The sequence below is a fragment of the Phyllobacterium sp. YR531 genome (assembly GCF_000282595.1).
Lineage (GTDB): Bacteria > Pseudomonadota > Alphaproteobacteria > Rhizobiales > Rhizobiaceae > Phyllobacterium.
On the sequence record NZ_AKIZ01000018.1, the window covers coordinates 59,930 to 77,822 of the forward strand.

General features: G+C 59.2%; 23 protein-coding genes. 14 read left to right on the forward strand and 9 right to left on the reverse strand.

The window, feature by feature from the left end:
* Positions 1-16 precede the first annotated feature (16 nt).
* From nucC to PMI41_RS11890, 6 genes are all read right to left on the reverse strand, one after another.
* Positions 17-742, reverse strand: a complete 726-nt coding sequence (gene nucC, locus PMI41_RS11865) for a CBASS effector endonuclease NucC (RefSeq protein WP_008125037.1) — start codon at positions 740-742, stop codon at positions 17-19.
* Positions 743-774: 32 nt separating this feature from the next.
* Positions 775-1,671 (reverse strand): CBASS oligonucleotide cyclase, encoded by an 897-nt coding sequence (locus PMI41_RS11870; protein WP_008125039.1) that lies wholly within the window; start codon positions 1,669-1,671, stop codon positions 775-777.
* Entirely contained in the window at positions 1,671-2,171 is a 501-nt protein-coding gene (locus PMI41_RS11875; RefSeq protein ID WP_008125041.1) for a hypothetical protein, read from the reverse strand. Before PMI41_RS11875 ends, PMI41_RS11870 begins: the two co-directional genes overlap by 1 nt.
* Positions 2,168-2,644, reverse strand: a complete 477-nt coding sequence (locus tag PMI41_RS11880) for a hypothetical protein (protein WP_008125043.1) — start codon at positions 2,642-2,644, stop codon at positions 2,168-2,170. The genes PMI41_RS11875 and PMI41_RS11880 overlap by 4 nt, the downstream gene beginning before the upstream one ends.
* Positions 2,641-3,564 carry an AAA family ATPase gene (locus tag PMI41_RS11885; protein WP_008125046.1) on the reverse strand — a complete coding sequence of 308 codons (924 nt, stop codon included), beginning with the start codon at positions 3,562-3,564 and terminating at the stop codon, positions 2,641-2,643. Before PMI41_RS11885 ends, PMI41_RS11880 begins: the two co-directional genes overlap by 4 nt.
* Before the next feature lie 83 nt (positions 3,565-3,647).
* Positions 3,648-3,869 carry a DUF2188 domain-containing protein gene (locus PMI41_RS11890; protein WP_008125048.1) on the reverse strand — a complete coding sequence of 74 codons (222 nt, stop codon included), beginning with the start codon at positions 3,867-3,869 and terminating at the stop codon, positions 3,648-3,650.
* Between the two features lie 164 nt (positions 3,870-4,033).
* On the opposite strand from PMI41_RS11890, the gene PMI41_RS11895 reads away from it, so the two are divergent.
* Genes PMI41_RS11895 through PMI41_RS11905 form a run of 3 tightly spaced genes read left to right on the forward strand, consistent with a single transcriptional unit; the run spans position 4,034 to position 6,341 of the window.
* Positions 4,034-4,387 carry a helix-turn-helix transcriptional regulator gene (locus tag PMI41_RS11895; protein WP_008125050.1) on the forward strand — a complete coding sequence of 118 codons (354 nt, stop codon included), beginning with the start codon at positions 4,034-4,036 and terminating at the stop codon, positions 4,385-4,387.
* Positions 4,384-4,905, forward strand: coding sequence for an ImmA/IrrE family metallo-endopeptidase (locus tag PMI41_RS11900; protein WP_008125051.1), 522 nt, complete (start codon positions 4,384-4,386; stop codon positions 4,903-4,905). Before PMI41_RS11895 ends, PMI41_RS11900 begins: the two co-directional genes overlap by 4 nt.
* Before the next feature lie 14 nt (positions 4,906-4,919).
* Positions 4,920-6,341, forward strand: coding sequence for an exonuclease domain-containing protein (locus tag PMI41_RS11905; RefSeq protein ID WP_008125053.1), 1,422 nt, complete (start codon positions 4,920-4,922; stop codon positions 6,339-6,341).
* Positions 6,342-6,699: 358 nt separating this feature from the next.
* Here the strand turns inward: PMI41_RS11905 and PMI41_RS11910 are convergent, their stop codons facing one another.
* Positions 6,700-6,930: a helix-turn-helix domain-containing protein gene (locus tag PMI41_RS11910; RefSeq protein WP_008125056.1), complete on the reverse strand. Its 231-nt coding sequence runs from the start codon at positions 6,928-6,930 to the stop codon at positions 6,700-6,702.
* 775 nt (positions 6,931-7,705) lie between these two features.
* Positions 7,706-8,134 carry a nuclear transport factor 2 family protein gene (locus PMI41_RS11915; protein WP_008125059.1) on the reverse strand — a complete coding sequence of 143 codons (429 nt, stop codon included), beginning with the start codon at positions 8,132-8,134 and terminating at the stop codon, positions 7,706-7,708.
* On the opposite strand from PMI41_RS11915, the gene PMI41_RS11920 reads away from it, so the two are divergent.
* Entirely contained in the window at positions 8,133-8,321 is a 189-nt protein-coding gene (locus PMI41_RS11920) for a hypothetical protein (RefSeq protein WP_040854660.1), read from the forward strand. The genes PMI41_RS11915 and PMI41_RS11920 overlap by 2 nt on opposite strands.
* A 49-nt stretch (positions 8,322-8,370) precedes the next feature.
* A complete protein-coding gene (locus tag PMI41_RS11925) occupies positions 8,371-9,279 on the forward strand; it encodes a LysR family transcriptional regulator (RefSeq protein WP_008125062.1) in 909 nt (302 codons plus the stop codon).
* A gap of 80 nt (positions 9,280-9,359) precedes the next feature.
* Here the strand turns inward: PMI41_RS11925 and PMI41_RS11930 are convergent, their stop codons facing one another.
* Entirely contained in the window at positions 9,360-10,556 is a 1,197-nt protein-coding gene (locus PMI41_RS11930) for an MFS transporter (RefSeq protein ID WP_008125063.1), read from the reverse strand.
* Between the two features lie 290 nt (positions 10,557-10,846).
* Between PMI41_RS11930 and PMI41_RS11935 the strand changes: the two genes are divergently transcribed.
* From PMI41_RS11935 to PMI41_RS11975, 9 genes are all read left to right on the forward strand, one after another.
* On the forward strand, positions 10,847-11,644 hold the full coding sequence (locus PMI41_RS11935; protein ID WP_008125065.1) for an NADPH-dependent F420 reductase: 798 nt from the start codon (positions 10,847-10,849) through the stop codon (positions 11,642-11,644).
* Positions 11,645-11,739: 95 nt separating this feature from the next.
* Positions 11,740-12,150, forward strand: coding sequence for a nuclear transport factor 2 family protein (locus PMI41_RS11940; RefSeq protein ID WP_008125066.1), 411 nt, complete (start codon positions 11,740-11,742; stop codon positions 12,148-12,150).
* 113 nt (positions 12,151-12,263) lie between these two features.
* On the forward strand, positions 12,264-12,635 hold the full coding sequence (locus PMI41_RS11945) for a DUF427 domain-containing protein (protein WP_008125068.1): 372 nt from the start codon (positions 12,264-12,266) through the stop codon (positions 12,633-12,635).
* Between the two features lie 143 nt (positions 12,636-12,778).
* The gene (locus PMI41_RS11950) at positions 12,779-13,690 is read left to right on the forward strand and encodes a LysR family transcriptional regulator (protein ID WP_040854712.1); all 912 of its coding nucleotides are present in this window, start codon (positions 12,779-12,781) and stop codon (positions 13,688-13,690) included.
* A gap of 188 nt (positions 13,691-13,878) precedes the next feature.
* Positions 13,879-14,577 (forward strand): NAD(P)-binding domain-containing protein, encoded by a 699-nt coding sequence (locus PMI41_RS11955; RefSeq protein WP_008125073.1) that lies wholly within the window; start codon positions 13,879-13,881, stop codon positions 14,575-14,577.
* A 63-nt stretch (positions 14,578-14,640) separates the two neighbouring features.
* Positions 14,641-15,408, forward strand: a complete 768-nt coding sequence (locus PMI41_RS11960; protein ID WP_008125075.1) for an SDR family oxidoreductase — start codon at positions 14,641-14,643, stop codon at positions 15,406-15,408.
* A 106-nt stretch (positions 15,409-15,514) separates the two neighbouring features.
* Positions 15,515-16,201 (forward strand): NAD(P)-binding domain-containing protein, encoded by a 687-nt coding sequence (locus tag PMI41_RS11965; protein WP_008125078.1) that lies wholly within the window; start codon positions 15,515-15,517, stop codon positions 16,199-16,201.
* Between the two features lie 8 nt (positions 16,202-16,209).
* Positions 16,210-16,995 (forward strand): acetoin reductase, encoded by a 786-nt coding sequence (locus PMI41_RS11970; protein WP_008125079.1) that lies wholly within the window; start codon positions 16,210-16,212, stop codon positions 16,993-16,995.
* Between the two features lie 90 nt (positions 16,996-17,085).
* A complete protein-coding gene (locus PMI41_RS11975; protein ID WP_008125081.1) occupies positions 17,086-17,892 on the forward strand; it encodes an SDR family NAD(P)-dependent oxidoreductase in 807 nt (268 codons plus the stop codon).
* Position 17,893: the final 1 nt, after the last annotated feature.

The following is a 17,893-nucleotide window of genomic DNA, read 5'->3' on the forward strand; positions in this document are numbered from 1 at the left end:
GTACCCCTGTTCCTCACTACTTGGTCAGCCACTGACCGTATGCTTCAACATCGATCATCGGCACGGTTCCACTAAACTGAAGCTGTGATATCAGCTTAAACAGAAACGCCGTCGCCGGTTTATTTTCGTTGACGAAGCTGTAGCTCGCGGCCGCCTGGTCGAAGGAGAAATGGCCATGCGACGCGACGCAGCCGATATCGAGCCGCCCGTCGCCGAGGTCGGTAACCAGAGCTCTTTCGAACGACGGCCCGAGCGCGGGGCTCCACTCGCTTTCAAAGGTCAGCAGGCCGCCCAAAATCGGGATCAACGGTTTCGCCGGATATACGCCCTTGGCGTAGGGGATGGGGAGGCTCGTGCGATGCAGGCGCCGGACGCTTGCGACCTTCTGCTGTGCGTAAGCGACCAGGCTAGCGTCCGCCGTCTGCTTCGCCTCGAAAACGGCGTAAACGCTCTCGGCAGGGATAATCGTCTCGTTCTCGTAGGTGAAAATAAACGGCGAATATTGGCGGTCGAAGATCACGACGTCGATCTGCTGGCTGAAGTTGCCAAGACTGTCCACCACATGTGCCTTCGCGGCCTGGTAGCGCTTCGGCAGATACGTTTCCAGCATACTGATCCAGACGTTCTCGCTCGCGTCGCCCTTCGTGCCCGGATGGCTGAACGATTTTCGAACTGTCGCTAGGCGTTGCTGGATATCCTCATGCAGGGAGGAGAGAAGCTGGGATAGGGACCATTCTGACATTGGAAGATCTCGCTGGGTTTAACGGCTGGAGGTCAGGACAAGGGAAATTTTGGACCGAACAGCTCGCGCCAAGCCCGCAAGGCCTCGCCGTTTCGACCGCGACGAACATGGTCGATAGCGAGGGTTGCTTCGCGACCGGCGGCAAGCAACAACTCGCGCGCTCGATTTTTGCGTGCGGTATCCATCCCGTTGCTGATCGGCGGTCCGAGGCCAGCAGGATCGGGCCATTCATCCAAAATACGGTCAGCCAGTGTTGCGAAAAGGCTTTGCATCTCTCGATCGAAGCTGCCACCCCAGCCCCCGTAAAGGCATTGCAGCGCCATAACCTCGATCAGGAATGATGGCTTGATCGGCTTCTCACCGTGCCTTGGGTTATTGTTCCAGTACTTAACCATCCGAACCAAGCCCTTCCATTCACTGGAATAGGCTTGATGCGCCGCCGTGGCCTTTTCAGCGTGAATCTTCGGGTTCGTCTTGATCCACCTGCCCAAATCATTGTCGGGTATCTCGAAATCGCCGTCCTTGTCGAAAGCCGGGACGACATCGACGCTGATGACGCGATAGTCGGTATTGTCGTCGGCGTCAGCCTTCACGCCGAAGTCCACGTTGATCGAGCGATTTTGCTTCTTAGTTTTGTCGCCGTACTTCGCGACCAACGCGTTGTGAAAATCGGTCAGCACGACAGACGGAGCTTTCGAGCGATAGTGATCTTCGGAGGATTTCAATACGAAGAAAATGTCGACATCTTTCAACGGCTTCGTCTTAGTCCAGCGCGCGTACGAACCGGTAAGGAAGCTTCGGTCGATCTTGAACTTGGTGTCGAGATAGTCTCGAACTTCCGTTTGTCGCGCGGAAGCATTTTTCTGCTCCTTGTCATTCAGTTCGAGACGGGTTTTAAATTTACGGAATGCTTCGTCGATTGTGAGCATCAGGCTCTCCTCAAATATGACGTGCTGGCGCCGAGGCCGCTGTGCTCGACGGTCGTTCCGAGGCTTTGGCGAACCATGCCTTCTGTCGAACGCCCACTGGCCTTGCTCCAGCCTGCCACGTCCGGGCGGCCGGGCTTGTTTTGCAGAAGCAACCGATACCGTGCCTCGCTCGGAACCAGCCCCGCCTTTCTGATGGCGTATTTGAGCTGTTCGGTATCCGTCCAGAAGCTGCCGTCGCCGCCCGACCAGCCATAGGCGATGTCGATGTCCCACCGGAAAATCAGCGCGTCCGTTTTCGGATTGTAGATTTCCAGCTTTACGGTTTCGAGATCACCAGTGTTCAACCAAGTCTGGACACCGCGCATGTGCAATTCCCAGTCGCCGACAAATTCGGTTGGATCGAGGCCCACAAGGCGGATGATATCCTTCAAGCTTTTGAGGATGTTGTCCGCCACATAGGTGACAGAATGGGTATAGGTGTTAACGGCGACGTTGGTCATGAGCCCAGAAACCCTTTCGGATCAAACACAAGGGTCTGTGATTTCGTGGTCGCTGCCTCGTCGGCGCTCGAGACAGCCGCGTCGAGATCGCGCGCCGTAATCCGGGTGCTGTGTTTCTTGAGCGCGCCCTGAACCCAGGCGAGATCATCCGCCAGGCAAGGCAGCGAAACCCGCCAGTCCCCTTTCAGCGGGTCAAAGCCAAGGGCGTCTTCGTTGGCGTCGGAGCCCTCGATGGCGTCATCGTCATAGAGGCAATAAATGCGCGTGCGCGGACCATCGCAGGTTACTGTGATGGCGGCACCCTTGGGCGCCTGATCGGCGATCACACTGGCGGCGACACCGGTGACGGCAAGAAGCTCCGTCCGTGCATCACCGGTTTTGCCCTGGGTCAACAGATCGACTATCGCCGTCCAGGTCCTTGAGGCTTCACGTTCCGGCGTGCTCTTGAATGTACGGCTGGCGACGGTGCTCATGACGCCTTGCCTCCCGACATACGGCCCGCCTTGGCGGCGCGCGCCGCGGCAAACAGATCTTCGACCGTCATGCGTTCGGGATTCATGGCCGTTTGCGGGCTGCTGGCCAAGGCGTTGGCCACCATCTTGCGGATGGCGCGTCCGTCGAGCCCGACGCATTCGGCCGCGCAGCGGTCGAATCCCTGGGAGGCGGGCAGTTTCGCGATGGCCGGATAGGTCTTGCCGAGGCCGGTCAGGCAGTCCTTCAGGATAAGCCCGCAAGCTTCACGATCAGGCAGCGGCACATGGACGACCAGGTCACAGCGCGAGGTGAAGGCCGCATCGACCGCCTGGGGAAAGTTGCTGGTGGCAAGGAACAACAGGTTCGGATGCCGCTCGGCCAGCGCATCGAGTTGAACGAGTACGGCATCGGTCGCGCGGTGGATATCGATCGGATTGGCCTCCAGGCTCATTTTTGACCGGTCGGCGGCAAGCGTCTCGACTTCATCGAGAAGCACAATCGTCGGTCCCGCGGCGGCGGCTTCGGCTATCGACTGTGAAAACAGCTCCGATACCGCACGCTGGGTCTTGCCCATCGCCGAACTGGTAAGAGCGTGCGGCTCGACCTCGAGCAGGCGGAACCCGCCGCCCGGAAATGTCTCGGCGGTACGATGCGCCAACCCGCGAGCAAGCGAGGTCTTGCCGGTCCCGGGCGGTCCGACCAGCAGAATGACGCCGTGGAGCGGAATGACGCTGCGGTCGACCTTGCCGCGCATCGTGAAGTTCAGCATCGCCTGCGAGAGGAGCTGGGCCTTCAGGCGCTCGTCCAGGATGATCGAATTCCAGAGCGCTCCGAGCGTGGGATCGGGAAGCCGGCGTGCGCGCTGGATGCCCTTAGGTTGATTGAAATCCTCGTTCTGCACCGCCGTCAGCTTCTGCATCTTGATCGTCCTCGCTTCGCCTAGCTGGCGGGTTGAATGCGAAAATGGGGAGAGCCGCGCCCGGGCGGGCGCGGCCGCTAGACTCATCCCTTCGGAGGGAAGGGATCGTTGCCGTAGGAATTGGCGTCCCGAATACGGCCATCGGGGCGGTGGATCACCACCTCGCCACGTTCGCGGATCGCGGTATTGCGCGCCGCTTCGGTAGCCTCCGCCTGGGTGCCGTGGGTCGATCCAACGCGGGAAGCTCCTTCTCGGCGCGTCGCCCAACCGGAATCGTGGGGAACGACATGGATGCGTTTTGACATTCCGAATTCCTTTCAGTTAGCCGCCGGCCGAATTCGACATTCACCGACGGTTAACTAATTTCATGGCGCTGGATTGTTGTCAATAAGCACAAATGAAATGATATTAATAAGCACAAAATGTTTGCGTCGTTGACATCGCGCGGTGCGGAGAGCAAACATCAGTCATGTCAGACGAGTCGATCTATGTAGCGTTTGGGCGGCTTGTGGCCGCGAGACGAAAGACACTTGAACTCACCCAGGCCGAGTTGGCGGCTAGGGTGGGCATGTCGCGTGCGTCAGTGGCAAACATTGAGAGCGGCCGGCAGAACGTGTTGCTGCATCACGTCTACGGTCTCGCGTCGGCATTGGAATTTTCAAAGCCCGCCGATTTGCTGCCCGCCGCGCCAAAACCCCAGCCCCGGGAGGACTTGCAGATGATTTTGTCAGACGAAACCGTAACCGCTCGCGGCAAGGCGCAAATCAATGATCTGATCGCAGATGCGCTTGCACGCCATGGTTCCGGAAGGACCGGGTTGTGACTGCCAAACCCGAAATGGCGCGAGAGGCCGCTCGCACGATTTTACGGGAATTCGGAGTGAAGGGAGCCCCGGTTCCCATTGAGCGCATTATCAAGGCTAGGAACGTGGTGCTTCAATACGCGCCGCTGGAGGATGATCTCTCCGGCATGGCGTTCATAAAGGAAGGTATCGGTATCATCGGCGTGAACGCCTTGCATCACCCGAACCGGCAACGGTTTACGGCCGCACATGAACTTGGACATCATGTGTTGCATGCTGCGGATATCCAGAAGGCCGTGCATGTGGACAAGGGGTTTCGGGTTTTGTTGCGCGACGATGTGTCGTCCCAGGGCATTGACCCTCTGGAGATCGAGGCCAACGCATTTGCTTCGGAGCTACTTATGCCGCGAGAATTCCTTGCAAGTGCGCTGGACGCAAGTGGATTGGACATGGAGGATGACGCGGGGATCGAGGTGCTGGCCAAGAAATTCCGCGTGAGTGCGTCGGCCATGCGGTTCCGCCTGGCTGGAAATTTCTAGGGTAGGGGATGTGAATGGGCTTCGTATTCTTCGACACGGAGACGACGGGGCTCAGGCACGGCTTCGACCAGATAGTGCATTTCGCGGCTATCCGCACAGATAACGACCTCAACGAGACTGATCGATTTGAGGTGCGTTCGCGCCTTTTGCCGCACGTTGTTCCCCACCCTTCGGCACTGCTAACAAACCGGCTGCCGATTGAGCGGCTCACTGATAGTACGCTCCCATCTCACTACGACATGGTCAGAGCCGTTCAGCGAACGTTACTGACCTGGTCTCCTTCTATTTTTGTAGGGTACAATTCCATCCGTTTTGATGAGGAGATGCTGAGGCATGCATTGTTTCAGACGCTTCACCCGGCGTATCTCACCAGCAACAACGGCAACTGCCGTGCTGACGCATTGGGCTTAATGATGGCGGCCGCGACTCTGTCGCCGGCTTGCTTGCTGGTTCCCCTCGGACCGGAGGGGCGTCCAATTTTCCGCCTGGATCACCTTGCATCGGCAAATGACCTGACACACGATCAAGCTCACGATGCCATGGCCGATGTTGCTGCGACGCTTGGTCTCTGCAGATTGGTGCGAGAACGCGCTCCTGAACTGTGGCAGCGTTTCATTCGTTTCTCGAAGAAGGCGACTGTTGGCGATTTTGTTGAGTCCGAGGACGGTTTTTTCCTCACAGAGTTTTTCAGCAACCAGGCGTATCACGCGCCCGTCGTATGCCTCGGCCCCGACCCGGATCAGCCCAACGGCCGGTTATGCTTACGGCTGGACGTGCCTCCTGAAGAGCTTGCCGCAATGTCCGACGAGGCATTGCAGGTATATTTGGCGGCAAAGCCGAGTCCAGTCCGCCGACTCAGGATCAACGCCTCGCCAACACTGACGGCTTTCTATGATGCTCCTGACTTAATGCTGAATGGTGCCGACATCGATGAATTGGAAGATCGTGCTCGTCGTCTTAAGGAGGATGCTGCATTCCGCTCCCGAATTATATCGCTTTACGCATCGGTACGAGAGCCCTACGCACCATCCCTACATGTAGAAGGGCAGATCTATGACGGCTTTGTCGGACCTGACGACCAACGTCGCATAGCAGACTTCCATGACGTGAGTTGGTCGGAAGCCCTTTCCATTGTTCGAGACCTGGACGATGAGCGCCTTCGAATATTTGGCCGTCGATTGATTTATTTCGGTGGACGTTCGGTCTTGCCGAATGAACTAAGGCTTGTCGTCGAGCGCGACCTAACAGACCGGCTAGTTGACAGCGCTGCAGGTAATTTCACGCTACAGCAAGCGCTTGAAGAGACGGAAAAACTCTCGAATGGCGATGGGGTTGATGCCGATGGCATTTTGCCCGGTTACCGTACTTATCTTATCGATCGAATTAGTCGCGTGACAGAGTTCCGCGCCAAAGAATTTGCGGCGGAGATAGGTTAGATTATGCCAGTCATGGGTATGCTGGCACGTATGCAATTATCTCTTAAAAAATCATTTAAGATATTGTTTTTAATCAGCGAACTTCAGAAATCAGTTGAATCTGCTGTTTCGAGCAAAAGCTGGCAATTTACTATCCCACTCCGATGAACACCCGCCACAGCAAAGTTATTGAAAACACTTCATTTCCGTGACTGGCCGGTACTATGCGTGCTTCAAGATGCCCGTGGGGTATCGAGCGGGATTGTTGTGCACCATACTTGGCGTCTCGCTAAGAAGTTGATTCAGAAAGGATATTTTAGGCTAGGCTGCAATGAGGTGCCGGGGATTGGGATCGGTTCATGATGTCGGACTGTGACCATCACGCCTGATCACCCCTATGACCGTTAGGTCCATTTGGCGCACGGCATTGCACCCTATTCTTTTCATCCCACGCATCAAGTTCATCGAGTGGGTAGAGGACAGCCTTTCCAATTTTAACGAAGGACGGGCCGAGCCGCATCGCGCGCCAATTTCGAAGCGTCCCAACCGAAACTCCACCTCGGTAGCGTTCAGCTACCTCGTCGGGTGTGAGGAATTTGCTATCTGCCATTCCGGCCTCCTTTCGCAGCACGACCCAGGCCGAGTCGCCGTTTAGTTGTCCTGATCGTTGCGATGCTCGGACGAGGCGCGCACTGGCTTGTTCGCTGCCCGGTGCCTCACGCATCCGCAGGGAGATACATGCTGCGTAATTTACCGTCGCGAAAGATGGCCACGTCGGATGTCGAAGAAACGGATACCATAGGCGGCACATAGGAGGGTTTGGATGCACGGCGTTCGTCGAACACCTCGACGTTGAAGGAAGGGGTAGCGGTCAGATCTCTGCAGCAGGCCCAAGGGCGGGGCTGAATGAAACTGCGAACTTTGAGTCGCCGATTCCCCTCAAACCTACACCAGAGCCCTCTAAGCGGATTCGCAAGCGTGATCGCGACCGCGCAGAGCGATTCGACTGGCGGGTGGTCCCAAGCCAACCCTGAGAGAACGCGCGGTCGCCCTCGCCTTGGAGAAGGGTGAAGTTCGAACAAAAGACCTGACGGACATCGGCGTTCATCGTTGCTACCTTGCCCGCATGGTCGCCGAGGGTTTGCTCATTAAGGCGGGCTACGGCCGCTATCGGGCTGCACTCCAAAGAGCCGCCTGAGCATGGTATGAAAAGCGCGCAGTGGTGCAAGACACTGCTGCGAGCCTTCGTAGGATTAAGTGCTCCGGCGCAGAAAAAGGCGAGGTTGTCGATCGGCCGCTAAACTCTGATACAGCGTGATCCTCGCTCGGTGGCGAATCGATCCGTACTGCGGAAGCCCAAGCCGCCGCCGGTCTGGAAAGACTATTCAGTCGATGCGGCGTGCGGCAGCCACAGCGGCGGTGTTCTCGTAAACCTGTCCGCTGACGATCTTTCCGTTGCGCATATCGAATCGGGCTAGGAAATCACTATCGGCGATCCTCGCGGTTTCGCGGTGTCGCAAGCGGAAATGACCCTCGACGAAGACCTGGCTGCCGGCGTCGGTGAATCGCGTGGTCTCGTACGCAAGCAGCTCGTACTCTGAGAAGAGAAGAGTGGTCAGGCGTCGATACCCCTCGCGGCCCTTATGCTCATAGCCTGCCCACGGTATGGCGGCGCGCAGTTCGTCGTTGTACGCGCTGGAGACCACGAACCGGAAATCGGGGTGCACGTAGTCGCAAAAGGCGTCGTCCAGATCGCCGCAGTGCTGCGTGCTGAAAAAGCCCTTGGCGGCGATGATGTTTGGCGTGTCGGGCATGGTGTCAGCGCCTTTGTATCATCACGGATTGTCCGGTGGTCAGGCGTCCGGCTTGGCTACGACGCGCATGACAGTGCCGATAGAGGATGCCGTCGAACCCCTCGCTGCGCATCTTCGCCGCCATCTGGATGCTCGTCCTCAAGCTGGTTTGTATCTGCGGCTCGTCGCCGCCTATGACATAGAATGACAGTTGTTTGAGCATTGATAATTCTGGCAAAAAATGACAGACTGTTGTAATGACGACAACAATCGATTTCCTGGAGATGCAGGCCTTTATCGCCGTGGTGACCGAAGGGTCTTTCACCGCAGCCGCGGAACGCCTCGAAACGGATAAGGCGCGGGTGAGCCGCATTGTGCGGCGAATGGAAGAGAAACTCGGCGCGCGACTTTTGAACCGGTCTACGCGACATCTTAGCGTGACGGAGGTAGGGCGTGACTATTTCGAGCGTGCTTCATCGATCCTCGCGGCTGCCGAAGCCGCTGAATCCGCTGTCGCGCAACGGACACAAGAACCGAAGGGCCGCCTGAAAATAACGGCTGGGGCTGAATTTGGAACGATGCGGGTCGATGGCTGGATTGCTGCATTCTTGCGTGAGTGGCCGAAGGTCACAGTAGAAACGGAATACACAAACCGTCTCGTCGATATCATCCATGAAGGTGTCGATGTGGCGATTCGGATCGGTCCGTTGGAGGATTCGGAGCTTTCAGCTCGCAGGTTGGGAGAATTGACCTACGGTTTGTATGCTTCACCCGAGTATCTGAGGAGCGCAGCGCCTATCCACACGGTCGACGATCTGAAGCGGCACGATCTCATCATGCATGCGCCGCGAGGCCGTCCGGGCTGGACGTTGGTGAATGGAGAGAAGACGGAGAAGGTGTGGCACGCACCACGTTGCGCCCTTGATAACACCATGGCCGCCAGAAACATGGCGCTGTCGGGATTGGGGATCGTGCAGCTTCCAAGATACATGGCTGAGCCGCATGTGGCCGAAGGCGGTCTTGCCGGCGTCTTGCCGGGTTGGGCGCGTATCCCCGTGCCCGTCCACGCTGTCTTTGCTTCGACGCGCTATATGGACCCAAAGGTGCGGGGGTTTGTCGACGTCTGCCGCGATGGCTTCAGGAGTGATGTCGAAGGCTTGAGTTGAGGCGATCCGTTGCGCCCATGCTTCGGGCTCTGAAACCCCGGCGTTCATTCAGGCCACGCGCAAGTTCCACAAAGCATGATCTATTCATCCGCGGCTATGCTTCTGGACGTCGCCAACAATCTTACCAGCACAACGCAGAAGATGATCGCGAGGCCACAACCGACGTAAAGGTCAGCCTCTCTAGCTGCGGGAAGTGTGACTGGTACAAGATAGATTATCCCACCGAAAGCGCTGCTAAGCAGGGTGCTGAAGCCTTGCGCCCTGCCGACCATCTGGGTGTCGATGACGATCAGGAAGTTTGCATTAGCCAGAGACCTGCTGACGCTCCAGAGCATCCCAGAAGCGCAATATGTGATCACAGCTACCAGCGGCGTCTGCGAGAAGGAGAACGCAATTAGCGAGAGGGCTGATATCACGAGAATTGGGGCCATCCGTTGCCGCAATAGCTCAGCTACACGCCTACCTGAGAGAAGCAGTGCGGAGGCAGCGCCTGCCAATGCCGCAGCCATCTCCAACGTCCCAAAGAGCGAGCTGTCACCGTGGAGGTTGTTGGTCACAAACCCAGGCAAGAGAAGGTTGGTCACCTGTATTATCGCATAAGATAGCCCTGTGAAGAGGACGGCGGCAAAGCATTCCGGATGTCGCAGGAAGTAACGGAGGGCCTCCAGGTTCGATGCAAGGAAGCCTTCCGTGGCTGTTCCACGCGAGTGAGACTGAGAGGTAGGCAGCGTGCGCAAGAGACCCATGCAGACGAAGCTGATCGCACTAAACAGATATGCGGCCGAGCTACTTCCAAGATAATAGAGAGCGATCCCGGCCGCCCCTGTGCCACATGCAATGCCTATCTGCTTGGCTACCGACATTCTCAGGGAGAAACTCGCCCGCTCCTCCGTGGGCACCAGGCGCTGAAGAAGGCCGGCTAGAGAGCCGGATAGGATGGCAAATCCGAATGCTCCTCCAACTCCGGAGACTATCAGCAGTATCTCCCCCACGAGAGCAGAGGAACCGTCGGCGAATCCCACCAGAAGCATTGCACTGGCTCGCGTCGCCTGTCCTATAGCTGACATTACTCTTCGGTCGTATTTATCGACGAGATGACCTGCCGCTGGTGCGAGAAGAACTCCCGCGAAACTGGACGTTAGCAGAACCAGGCCGACGAGCTTTGATCCGCCAACCTGAAAAGCGATCCATGACGGCAAGACAATCCCGACCCCCACCAGGCCGAAGGAGAGGACCGTGAAAAGAGCATATGCGGTCTTCTGCTCGTTTGTGGCCATCTGAAATCTTTGCTATATCCTGTGATGAACGGCTTCGATGAGGGGTGGCGTCTGAAGCCTGTTTTGAACGGTCGCCTACATCGCCACTGGATAGCACTTTGCCACCGCACGATTGTCAGTTCGAGGGACAACAGTCTGTTGCCCGCCGCTGGACTGTTAACTCTTTGGTCAAATCAATATTTTCGCTGTGTCGCTTGCTGCAGCGCTCGTCCTTCGAAGGGCGCGCGGGACAGCACCGGCGCAGGAATCCTGTCGGCGGCTACCGCCCCCTATGAAGAAAGACAAAGTTCATGGCACAAACTATCGGAATTATCGGCTCCGGCCTCGTTGGCAAGGCAGTCGCGCGCCTCGCGACCGCAGCTGGCTACAAGGTGGTGATCAGCAACTCCCGCGGCGCGGACACCATCAAGAACCTGATTGAGGAGCTTGGTCCGCTGGCGAGCGCCGGCACCACCGAGGAGGCCATCGCGGCGGGTGACATCGTCACGCTCTCGATTCCGATCGCCGCCTCAGAGCAGCTGCCCGCCGACAAGTTCGCGGGCAAGGTCGTACTCGACCAGACGAACTACTATCCCGCATTCGGCAACAATGACGTCCTCGACAAGGCGGAGCTGACCTCCAGTGAGTTGATCCAGCGGCGTTTGCCGGGAGCAAAGGTCGTCAAGGGCTTTCACAACCTCAGCTGGCTCCACATGAAGGCCAACGCGACGCCGAAGGGTTCGGCGAACCGCACGACGCTGCCGATCGCGGGCGACGACGCCGGAGCGAAGCAGGCGGTGACCGAGTTCTTCGACAAGATCGGCTTCGATACCATCGACGCGGGCTCGCTCGCAGAAAGCTGGCGCATTGAACCGAGCACGCCGATCTACTTCTGGGCCTACGCTCCAACGGTAGACTTGCAGGCGACGGGTCCGGAAGCCGAGCGCGCCTACACGCAGCCCGGTACGCCCGTGTCGCGCGAAGATGCTCAGCGCCTGATCGACGAGGCAAAGCGCCCGTCGCCGATCGGCGGCACGTTCGAGGGCATGCCGCAGGTCCACGTCGACCTCTTCATGGCGCAGGCCAGCGCCGCGACCACAGCGAAGTAACTCCCTGCCGGACGCTCCTCCAAGGGCGTCCGGCATTCGGTTGTGGGAGGCCCTGAGGGGCTCGCCCGGGCCGCACATATTCAGGAGCCGCAGCGATGCCGAGCGAAGACCATCTCACCCCTTTCCTTGAGGCGATGCACGAGGGCGATATTGCACGCGCGAGCGAGCATCTGTCGGAAACCGTCGAGCTCAACAGCCCAATCCTTCCCACGCCATTCAAGGGACGAGCCAGTGTGGTCGCCGTCCTCGCCGAGCTGCTCTCCACGATCGACGCTTTCGAGCCGCGGATGATGATGCGCGACGGTGCCGACGTCATCGCCGTCCTCACGATCCGGTTCGAGGACCATGTGATCGACGCCTTCGACCACGTCCGCCTCGGCCCGGACGGCCGTATCGAGACCATGACCATCGCATGGCGCCCGCTGCCCGCCGTCGTCGCGGTCCAGCAGCGGCTCGTCCCGAAGCTCGGTGGAACGGCGATGCGCCTTGTTCCGGTAGAACAGTAGGCACACCAGATCCATTCCACGGGCCGCGGCCGGGCGAGCGCCCGGTGTGCACCCGCGGCAAGCAGGGGCGGCGCGTCACTTGCGCGCCGCGATGAAACAGGAAGGAACACGACATGCAAGGTGGAAGAAAGCCAGGCCCCGACCATCCGATCAGCATCGCTCCGGCGGGGAAAAGGGTCGTCGTCAAGCTGGATAATACTGTCCTCGCCGACAGCCGCGATGCCCTCCTGCTCAAAGAGGCGAGCCTTAATCCGGTCTATTACATCCCGCGCGCCGACGTCGTGTTGGACGAACTCAGCCCGAGCGACACCAGCACCCACTGCCCGTACAAAGGTGACGCCAGCTATTTCAGCGCGCGCGACGGCGCCGCGAAAGATGTCGCCTGGTCTTACGAGGAACCTTTCGACCATATGCTGATCATTAAGGGGTACCTCGCGTTTTACCCGGACCGCGTCGATGCTATCGAAACCACGCCCCGCGATTGAAAGCTGAATCATCGAACCTACAAATCAGCCGAATCCGTTGTTGTTCAGATGACAACAGCGCATCCATATTTTGCTCATTAATGTCGGAGGTACGGGTCCCGCGCTGATTGATAGTTCAAGCGGCGCGTGACAGAATGTTGTCCATGACATCAACAATCGGATTTTCCGAAATGCAGGTCTTCGTCGCAGTGGTGATGGAGGAATCTTTCACCGCTGCGGCCGACCGCCTTGAGACTGACAAGGCTCGGGTGAGCCGCATCGTGCAGCGTATCGAGGAAAAGCTCGGAGCAAGGTTGCTGAATAGGTCGACGCGCCGGCTCAGCGTGACGGAAGTCGGAAGGGACTATTTCGAACGCGCGTCTTCGATCCTCGCCGCCGCGGAGGCGGCCCAAGCCGCAGTCGCCCAGCAGAGCCAGGAGCCCAAGGGCCGTCTTAAGATTACAGCGACACCAGAGTTCGGCACCACGCGGGTCGACAGCTGGATCGCCGCCTATTTGTCCAAGTGGCCGAAGGTCACGGTGGAAGCGGTATACTCCATTCGGTTCGTCGATATCATTCATGAGGGAATTGATGTCGCGATCCGCATTGGCACCTTGCAAGATTCTGATCTGTCGGCCCGCAAGCTTGGAGAGATCACTTACGGTCTCTATGCCGCGCCTGGATATCTGAAGGAAGGTGCGGCGCTCCGGACCGTCGACGATTTGAAGCGCCACGACCTTATTATGAAAACGTCCAGCGGCCGTGCGAGCTGGACGCTTGTCAATGGCCAAGCAACAGAGAAGGTTTCGCTGGCTCCACGCTGCGCGCTCGATAACATCGTTGCCGCCAAGAACCTGACCGTCTCCGGTTTGGGAGTGGCGCAGCTTCCGCGGTTCATGGCTGAACCATATGTGGCGGAGGGAAGCTTGGTCAGGGTTTTGCCGGGTTGGGCAAGCATACCGATGCCGGTACACGCCGTTTTTGCCTCCACGCGCTACATGGATCCGAAGGTACGTGGTTTCGTTGATCTTTGCCGCGAGGCTTTCGGGGATGGTAGTGACACCAGCCTGAGCTGAGGACCTGCCGACGCGCAGAATTGCGCGCCAGAGCATCTCCGCGACCGCGCGTCGGTTCACCCATTGTTGCTCGCACGAACAACAGACTGGGGTTCGTCGGGCATCTAATCTATTCCTGAGCGATATCCTACCTTCCAACCGAACCGCTCCGAGAGGAAGCGCGAACGTTGAAGTGAATAGGATATCCAATGAAGATCGGAATTTTGAGCGCCGGCAATATCGGCAGTCGTTTGGCCCGCGCCTGGGCAGCCGCAGGTCATGAACTCGTCATCGCCAAGGATGGTGAGGACCGGAAGATCGAACCACTGCTTGCGGAACTGGGCGACAAGGCTCGGCTCGGCACGATCCGCGAGGCGGCGGAGTTCGGTGAAGTCGTACTTTTCTCGATTTACTGGCCGCGGGTCGAGGCGATCGTGAGCCAGGTCGGCGACGCGCTCGACGGCAAGGTCGTGATCGAGACCATGAACCCGCTCGGCGTTACCGCCGATTTCGTGCACTTCCACGATCTGGAGTTCATGCGTGACAGCTCGACTTCGGAAGACCTGCAAAGGCGCTTGCCGAAGGCGCGCATCGTCAAGGGGTTCAACCTGATAGCGGCTCCGTCGCTTGAAGCGGCGGCGTGGGCTGCGGCGCCGGTGCAGGCCAACGTCTTCTACGCAACCGACGACAGTGCCGCCGGAGACGTAACGCGGAGCCTCATCGCCGACGCGGGCTTCAAGCCCGTCAACGCCGGCAACCTCAAGGGTGCCCGGCAGCTCGAACAGGTCGGCGTGCTTCTGCATCACGTCGCAGACAATGAATATGGCGGCGACGCTGACCTGATCCGCTTGGCGCTCGCGGTCGTCGAAGCCAATCCTGGCCCGATCACGCGCCAACGCATCGCCTGATCGAGCGCGCCAGCTCGTCCGCAAATTCAAGAATCACAGATCGCTTTACGAAGGAAATCTCCAATGGCGCAGACATTGAATGGCAAAACTGCCCTCGTGACCGGAGCCGGCCGGGGCATCGGCAGGACCATCGCTGAGCGGCTCGCGGCTGACGGCGCGACCGTGGCGATCACGTACAATGCCAGCAGTGCTGGCGCAGAAGAAACCGTCGCAGCCATCGAGAAGGCGGGCGGCACCGCCTTCGCGCTGCACGCCGATCTCTCCGACGCCGCGTCGATCCCTGGCTTGTACGATGAGCTCGATCGCGAGCTGACGGAGCGGAATGGCAGCAAGAAGCTCGACATTCTCGTCAACAACGCGGGAAATTCGGGTTGGGGCGGTCTCTCCGATGCCACGCCGGAGGCCTGGGACACCATGATCGCGGTCCATGCCCGCGCGCCGTTCTTCATGGTCCAGTCGGCGCTCAGCCGTCTGTCCGATGGCGGGCGGATCATCAACATCTCGTCGGGCCTCTCCACGCGCCCGCAGCCGATGGTGCCGATCTATTCGATGGCCAAGGCGGCGATCAACAACCTTACCCATGCGCTTGCGATGGAGCTTGGTCCGCGCGGGATTGCGGTGAACGCGGTGGCACCGGGCTGGACGCGAACGGACATGAACGCTGCCGTCCGAGAGGATGCCAACACCGTGAAGGCCATTGAGGCCGACACCGCGTTCGGCCGCTTCGGTGAGACGTCAGACATCGCCGCGGTGGTTGCCTTCCTCGCGTCGGACGAAGCCCGGTGGGTGACCGGTCAGGTCATCGAAGCGAGCGGCGGCTACAGGCTCTGATCGGCTGAAATGTGCCAGCGTCGACGCCCGCAGGCGTCGGCGCCGGCTTCGACCCGCCGCCACGCAAGCGGCATTTATACCATTCGATAGCTTGGGAGAGCCGGTGATGAAGATTGGAATCATAGGATCAGGGGAAATTGGCGGCTCGCTGGCCCGACGGCTCGCGAAGCTGGGCCATGAAGTATCTGTCGCCAACTCGCGCGGTCCTGACTCGCTTGCAGATCTCGCCGCCGAGACCGGCGCCAAGGCGGTGACCGTCCATGAGGCGGCGCGCAGCGGCGAGGTCGTCTTTGTCGCGATCCCTGCCTTCAGGATCGCCGATCTACCGAAGGATCTCTTCGACGGTGTGGATGCCGATGTCGCCGTCGTGGAGACGGGAAATTACTATCCCCAGGAGCGGGATGGCCGCATCGATCCGATCGAACAGGGCATGGCCGAAAGCCGCTGGGTGGCAAATCAGCTCGGACGGCCGGTGCTGAAGGCCATCAACAACCTGCACTGGCGCAGCCTTCTTGATGGCGGCAAGCCTGCGGGAACGCCGGGACGCATCGCGTTGCCGGTGTCGGGCGATAATGAGGCCCATAAAGCCAGGGTCATTCGGCTATTCGACGAGCTGGGATACGACGGTGTCGACGCCGGCCAGCTTGACGAGTCCTGGCGTCAGCAGCCCGGCACGCCGGTATACGCCGCTAATCTCGATGCAGAAGGCGTCCGTAGAGCACTTATCGAAGCCAGTCCTGAGCGAAAGCCGGGATTTCGTGCTGCGCCCAACAGCAGCATCGGCAAACCTTAGGAGGTCCAATGGATACGCAGCCAAAGGGACGGGTCGTCCTCGTGACAGGGGCGAGCCAGGGCATCGGCCGGGCTATTGCGTTGCGCCTCGCGAGAGACGGCGCAAAGGTCGGACTGGTAGATCTAAAGGAAGAGAAGCTCGCTGAGGTAAAAAAGGAAGTTGAGGCCCTCGGAGCGAGCGCCACGTCATTTGTCGCCGATGTCAGCAAGCGCGATGAGGTGTTTGCGGCGGTACATCAGGTCGAGAGGGAGCTTGGTGGCTTCCACGCCATCGTCAACAATGCAGGCATTGCGCAGGTCAAGCCACTCGCCGACGTGCTTCCGGACGATATGGATCGCATCTTCCGAGTGAATGTCGATAGCGTGGTATGGGGCATTCAAGCCGCTGCGGCCAAGTTCAAGGCTCGGGGCATCAAAGGTAAGATCGTCAACGCATCCTCCGCCGCTGGCCACGAAGGCTTTCCGATGGTTGGCGTCTACTCCGCAACAAAGTTTGCCGTTCGGGCGCTGACGCAGGCTGCTGCCAAGGAGTATGCGAGCGCCGGCATTACGGTGAACGCCTATTGCCCCGGCATCGTCGGAACTGACATGTGGATCGAGATCGACGAGCGCTTTTCACAGCTCACGGGCACACCGAAAGGCGAAACCTACAAGAAGTATGTCGAGGGCATTGCGCTCGGTCGTGCCCAGACGCCCGAAGACGTAGCGGCGCTCGTCGCATTCCTCTGTAGCGACGATTCCGACTACATCACCGGTCAGGCGATCCTGACCGATGGTGGGCTCGTGTATCGCTGATCGCAGCTCCACTAACGTCCGATGCGGCCAGGAAGGAGGCGCGGAGAGCACTCCACCTAGAGAAACTGCGTCGTAATATAGGAGACAGAAATGGACACGCAGCTTTCGAAGCGAACCGCGCTGGTAACTGGAGCCAGCCAAGGTATCGGCGAGGCGATCGCTAGAGCACTGCACGCCGAGGGCGCCAAGGTGGCGCTTTTTGCGCGCAGTGAAGAGAAGTTAGCGGCGATTGCCGACCATCTGGGAGACAGAGCCTTCGCGGTCGGTGGTGACGTCACGAATGAGGAGAGCTTGGGGCGCGCGCTTGCCGCGATAGAAGCAAAGCTCGGACCGATCGACATCGTCGTTAACAATGCGGGTGGCCTAAGATCCTCGACGGGCGGACTGTTCCGACCTTTCGAGCAAGTTCCCGACGTTGATTGGCTCGAGACGTGGGAGTTCAACGTCCTTTCCGTGGTGCGTGTGACCCGGGCATTGGCGCCGACGATGGCAGAACGCGGATGGGGACGGATCATCAACATCTCGTCGGAAAGCGGCATCCAGCCCGACGCGGTCGCGATCGAATATGCCTCGGCCAAAAGCGCGCTCAACATCCTGACAAAAGGGCTCTCAAAGACGTACGCGAGCCGCGGGGTACTCGTGAACGTGGTGTCGCCAGCCTATGTGGACACCCCCATTGTCCGCGATTTGCTGGAGCAGCAGGACGGTGCAGAGCATCTCTCGCGTGACGATCTGGCCGCTCATTTCTTACCGGTCCTCCGTCCTAATATCGGGGTCGGCCGCCCGGGCAATCCGGAGGACGTCGCCGCTGCGGTCGTCTTTCTGGCGTCGGAACAAGCGAGCTTCATCACCGGGACAAATCTTCGGGTTGATGGCGGCTCGGTGATGGCGATCTAGC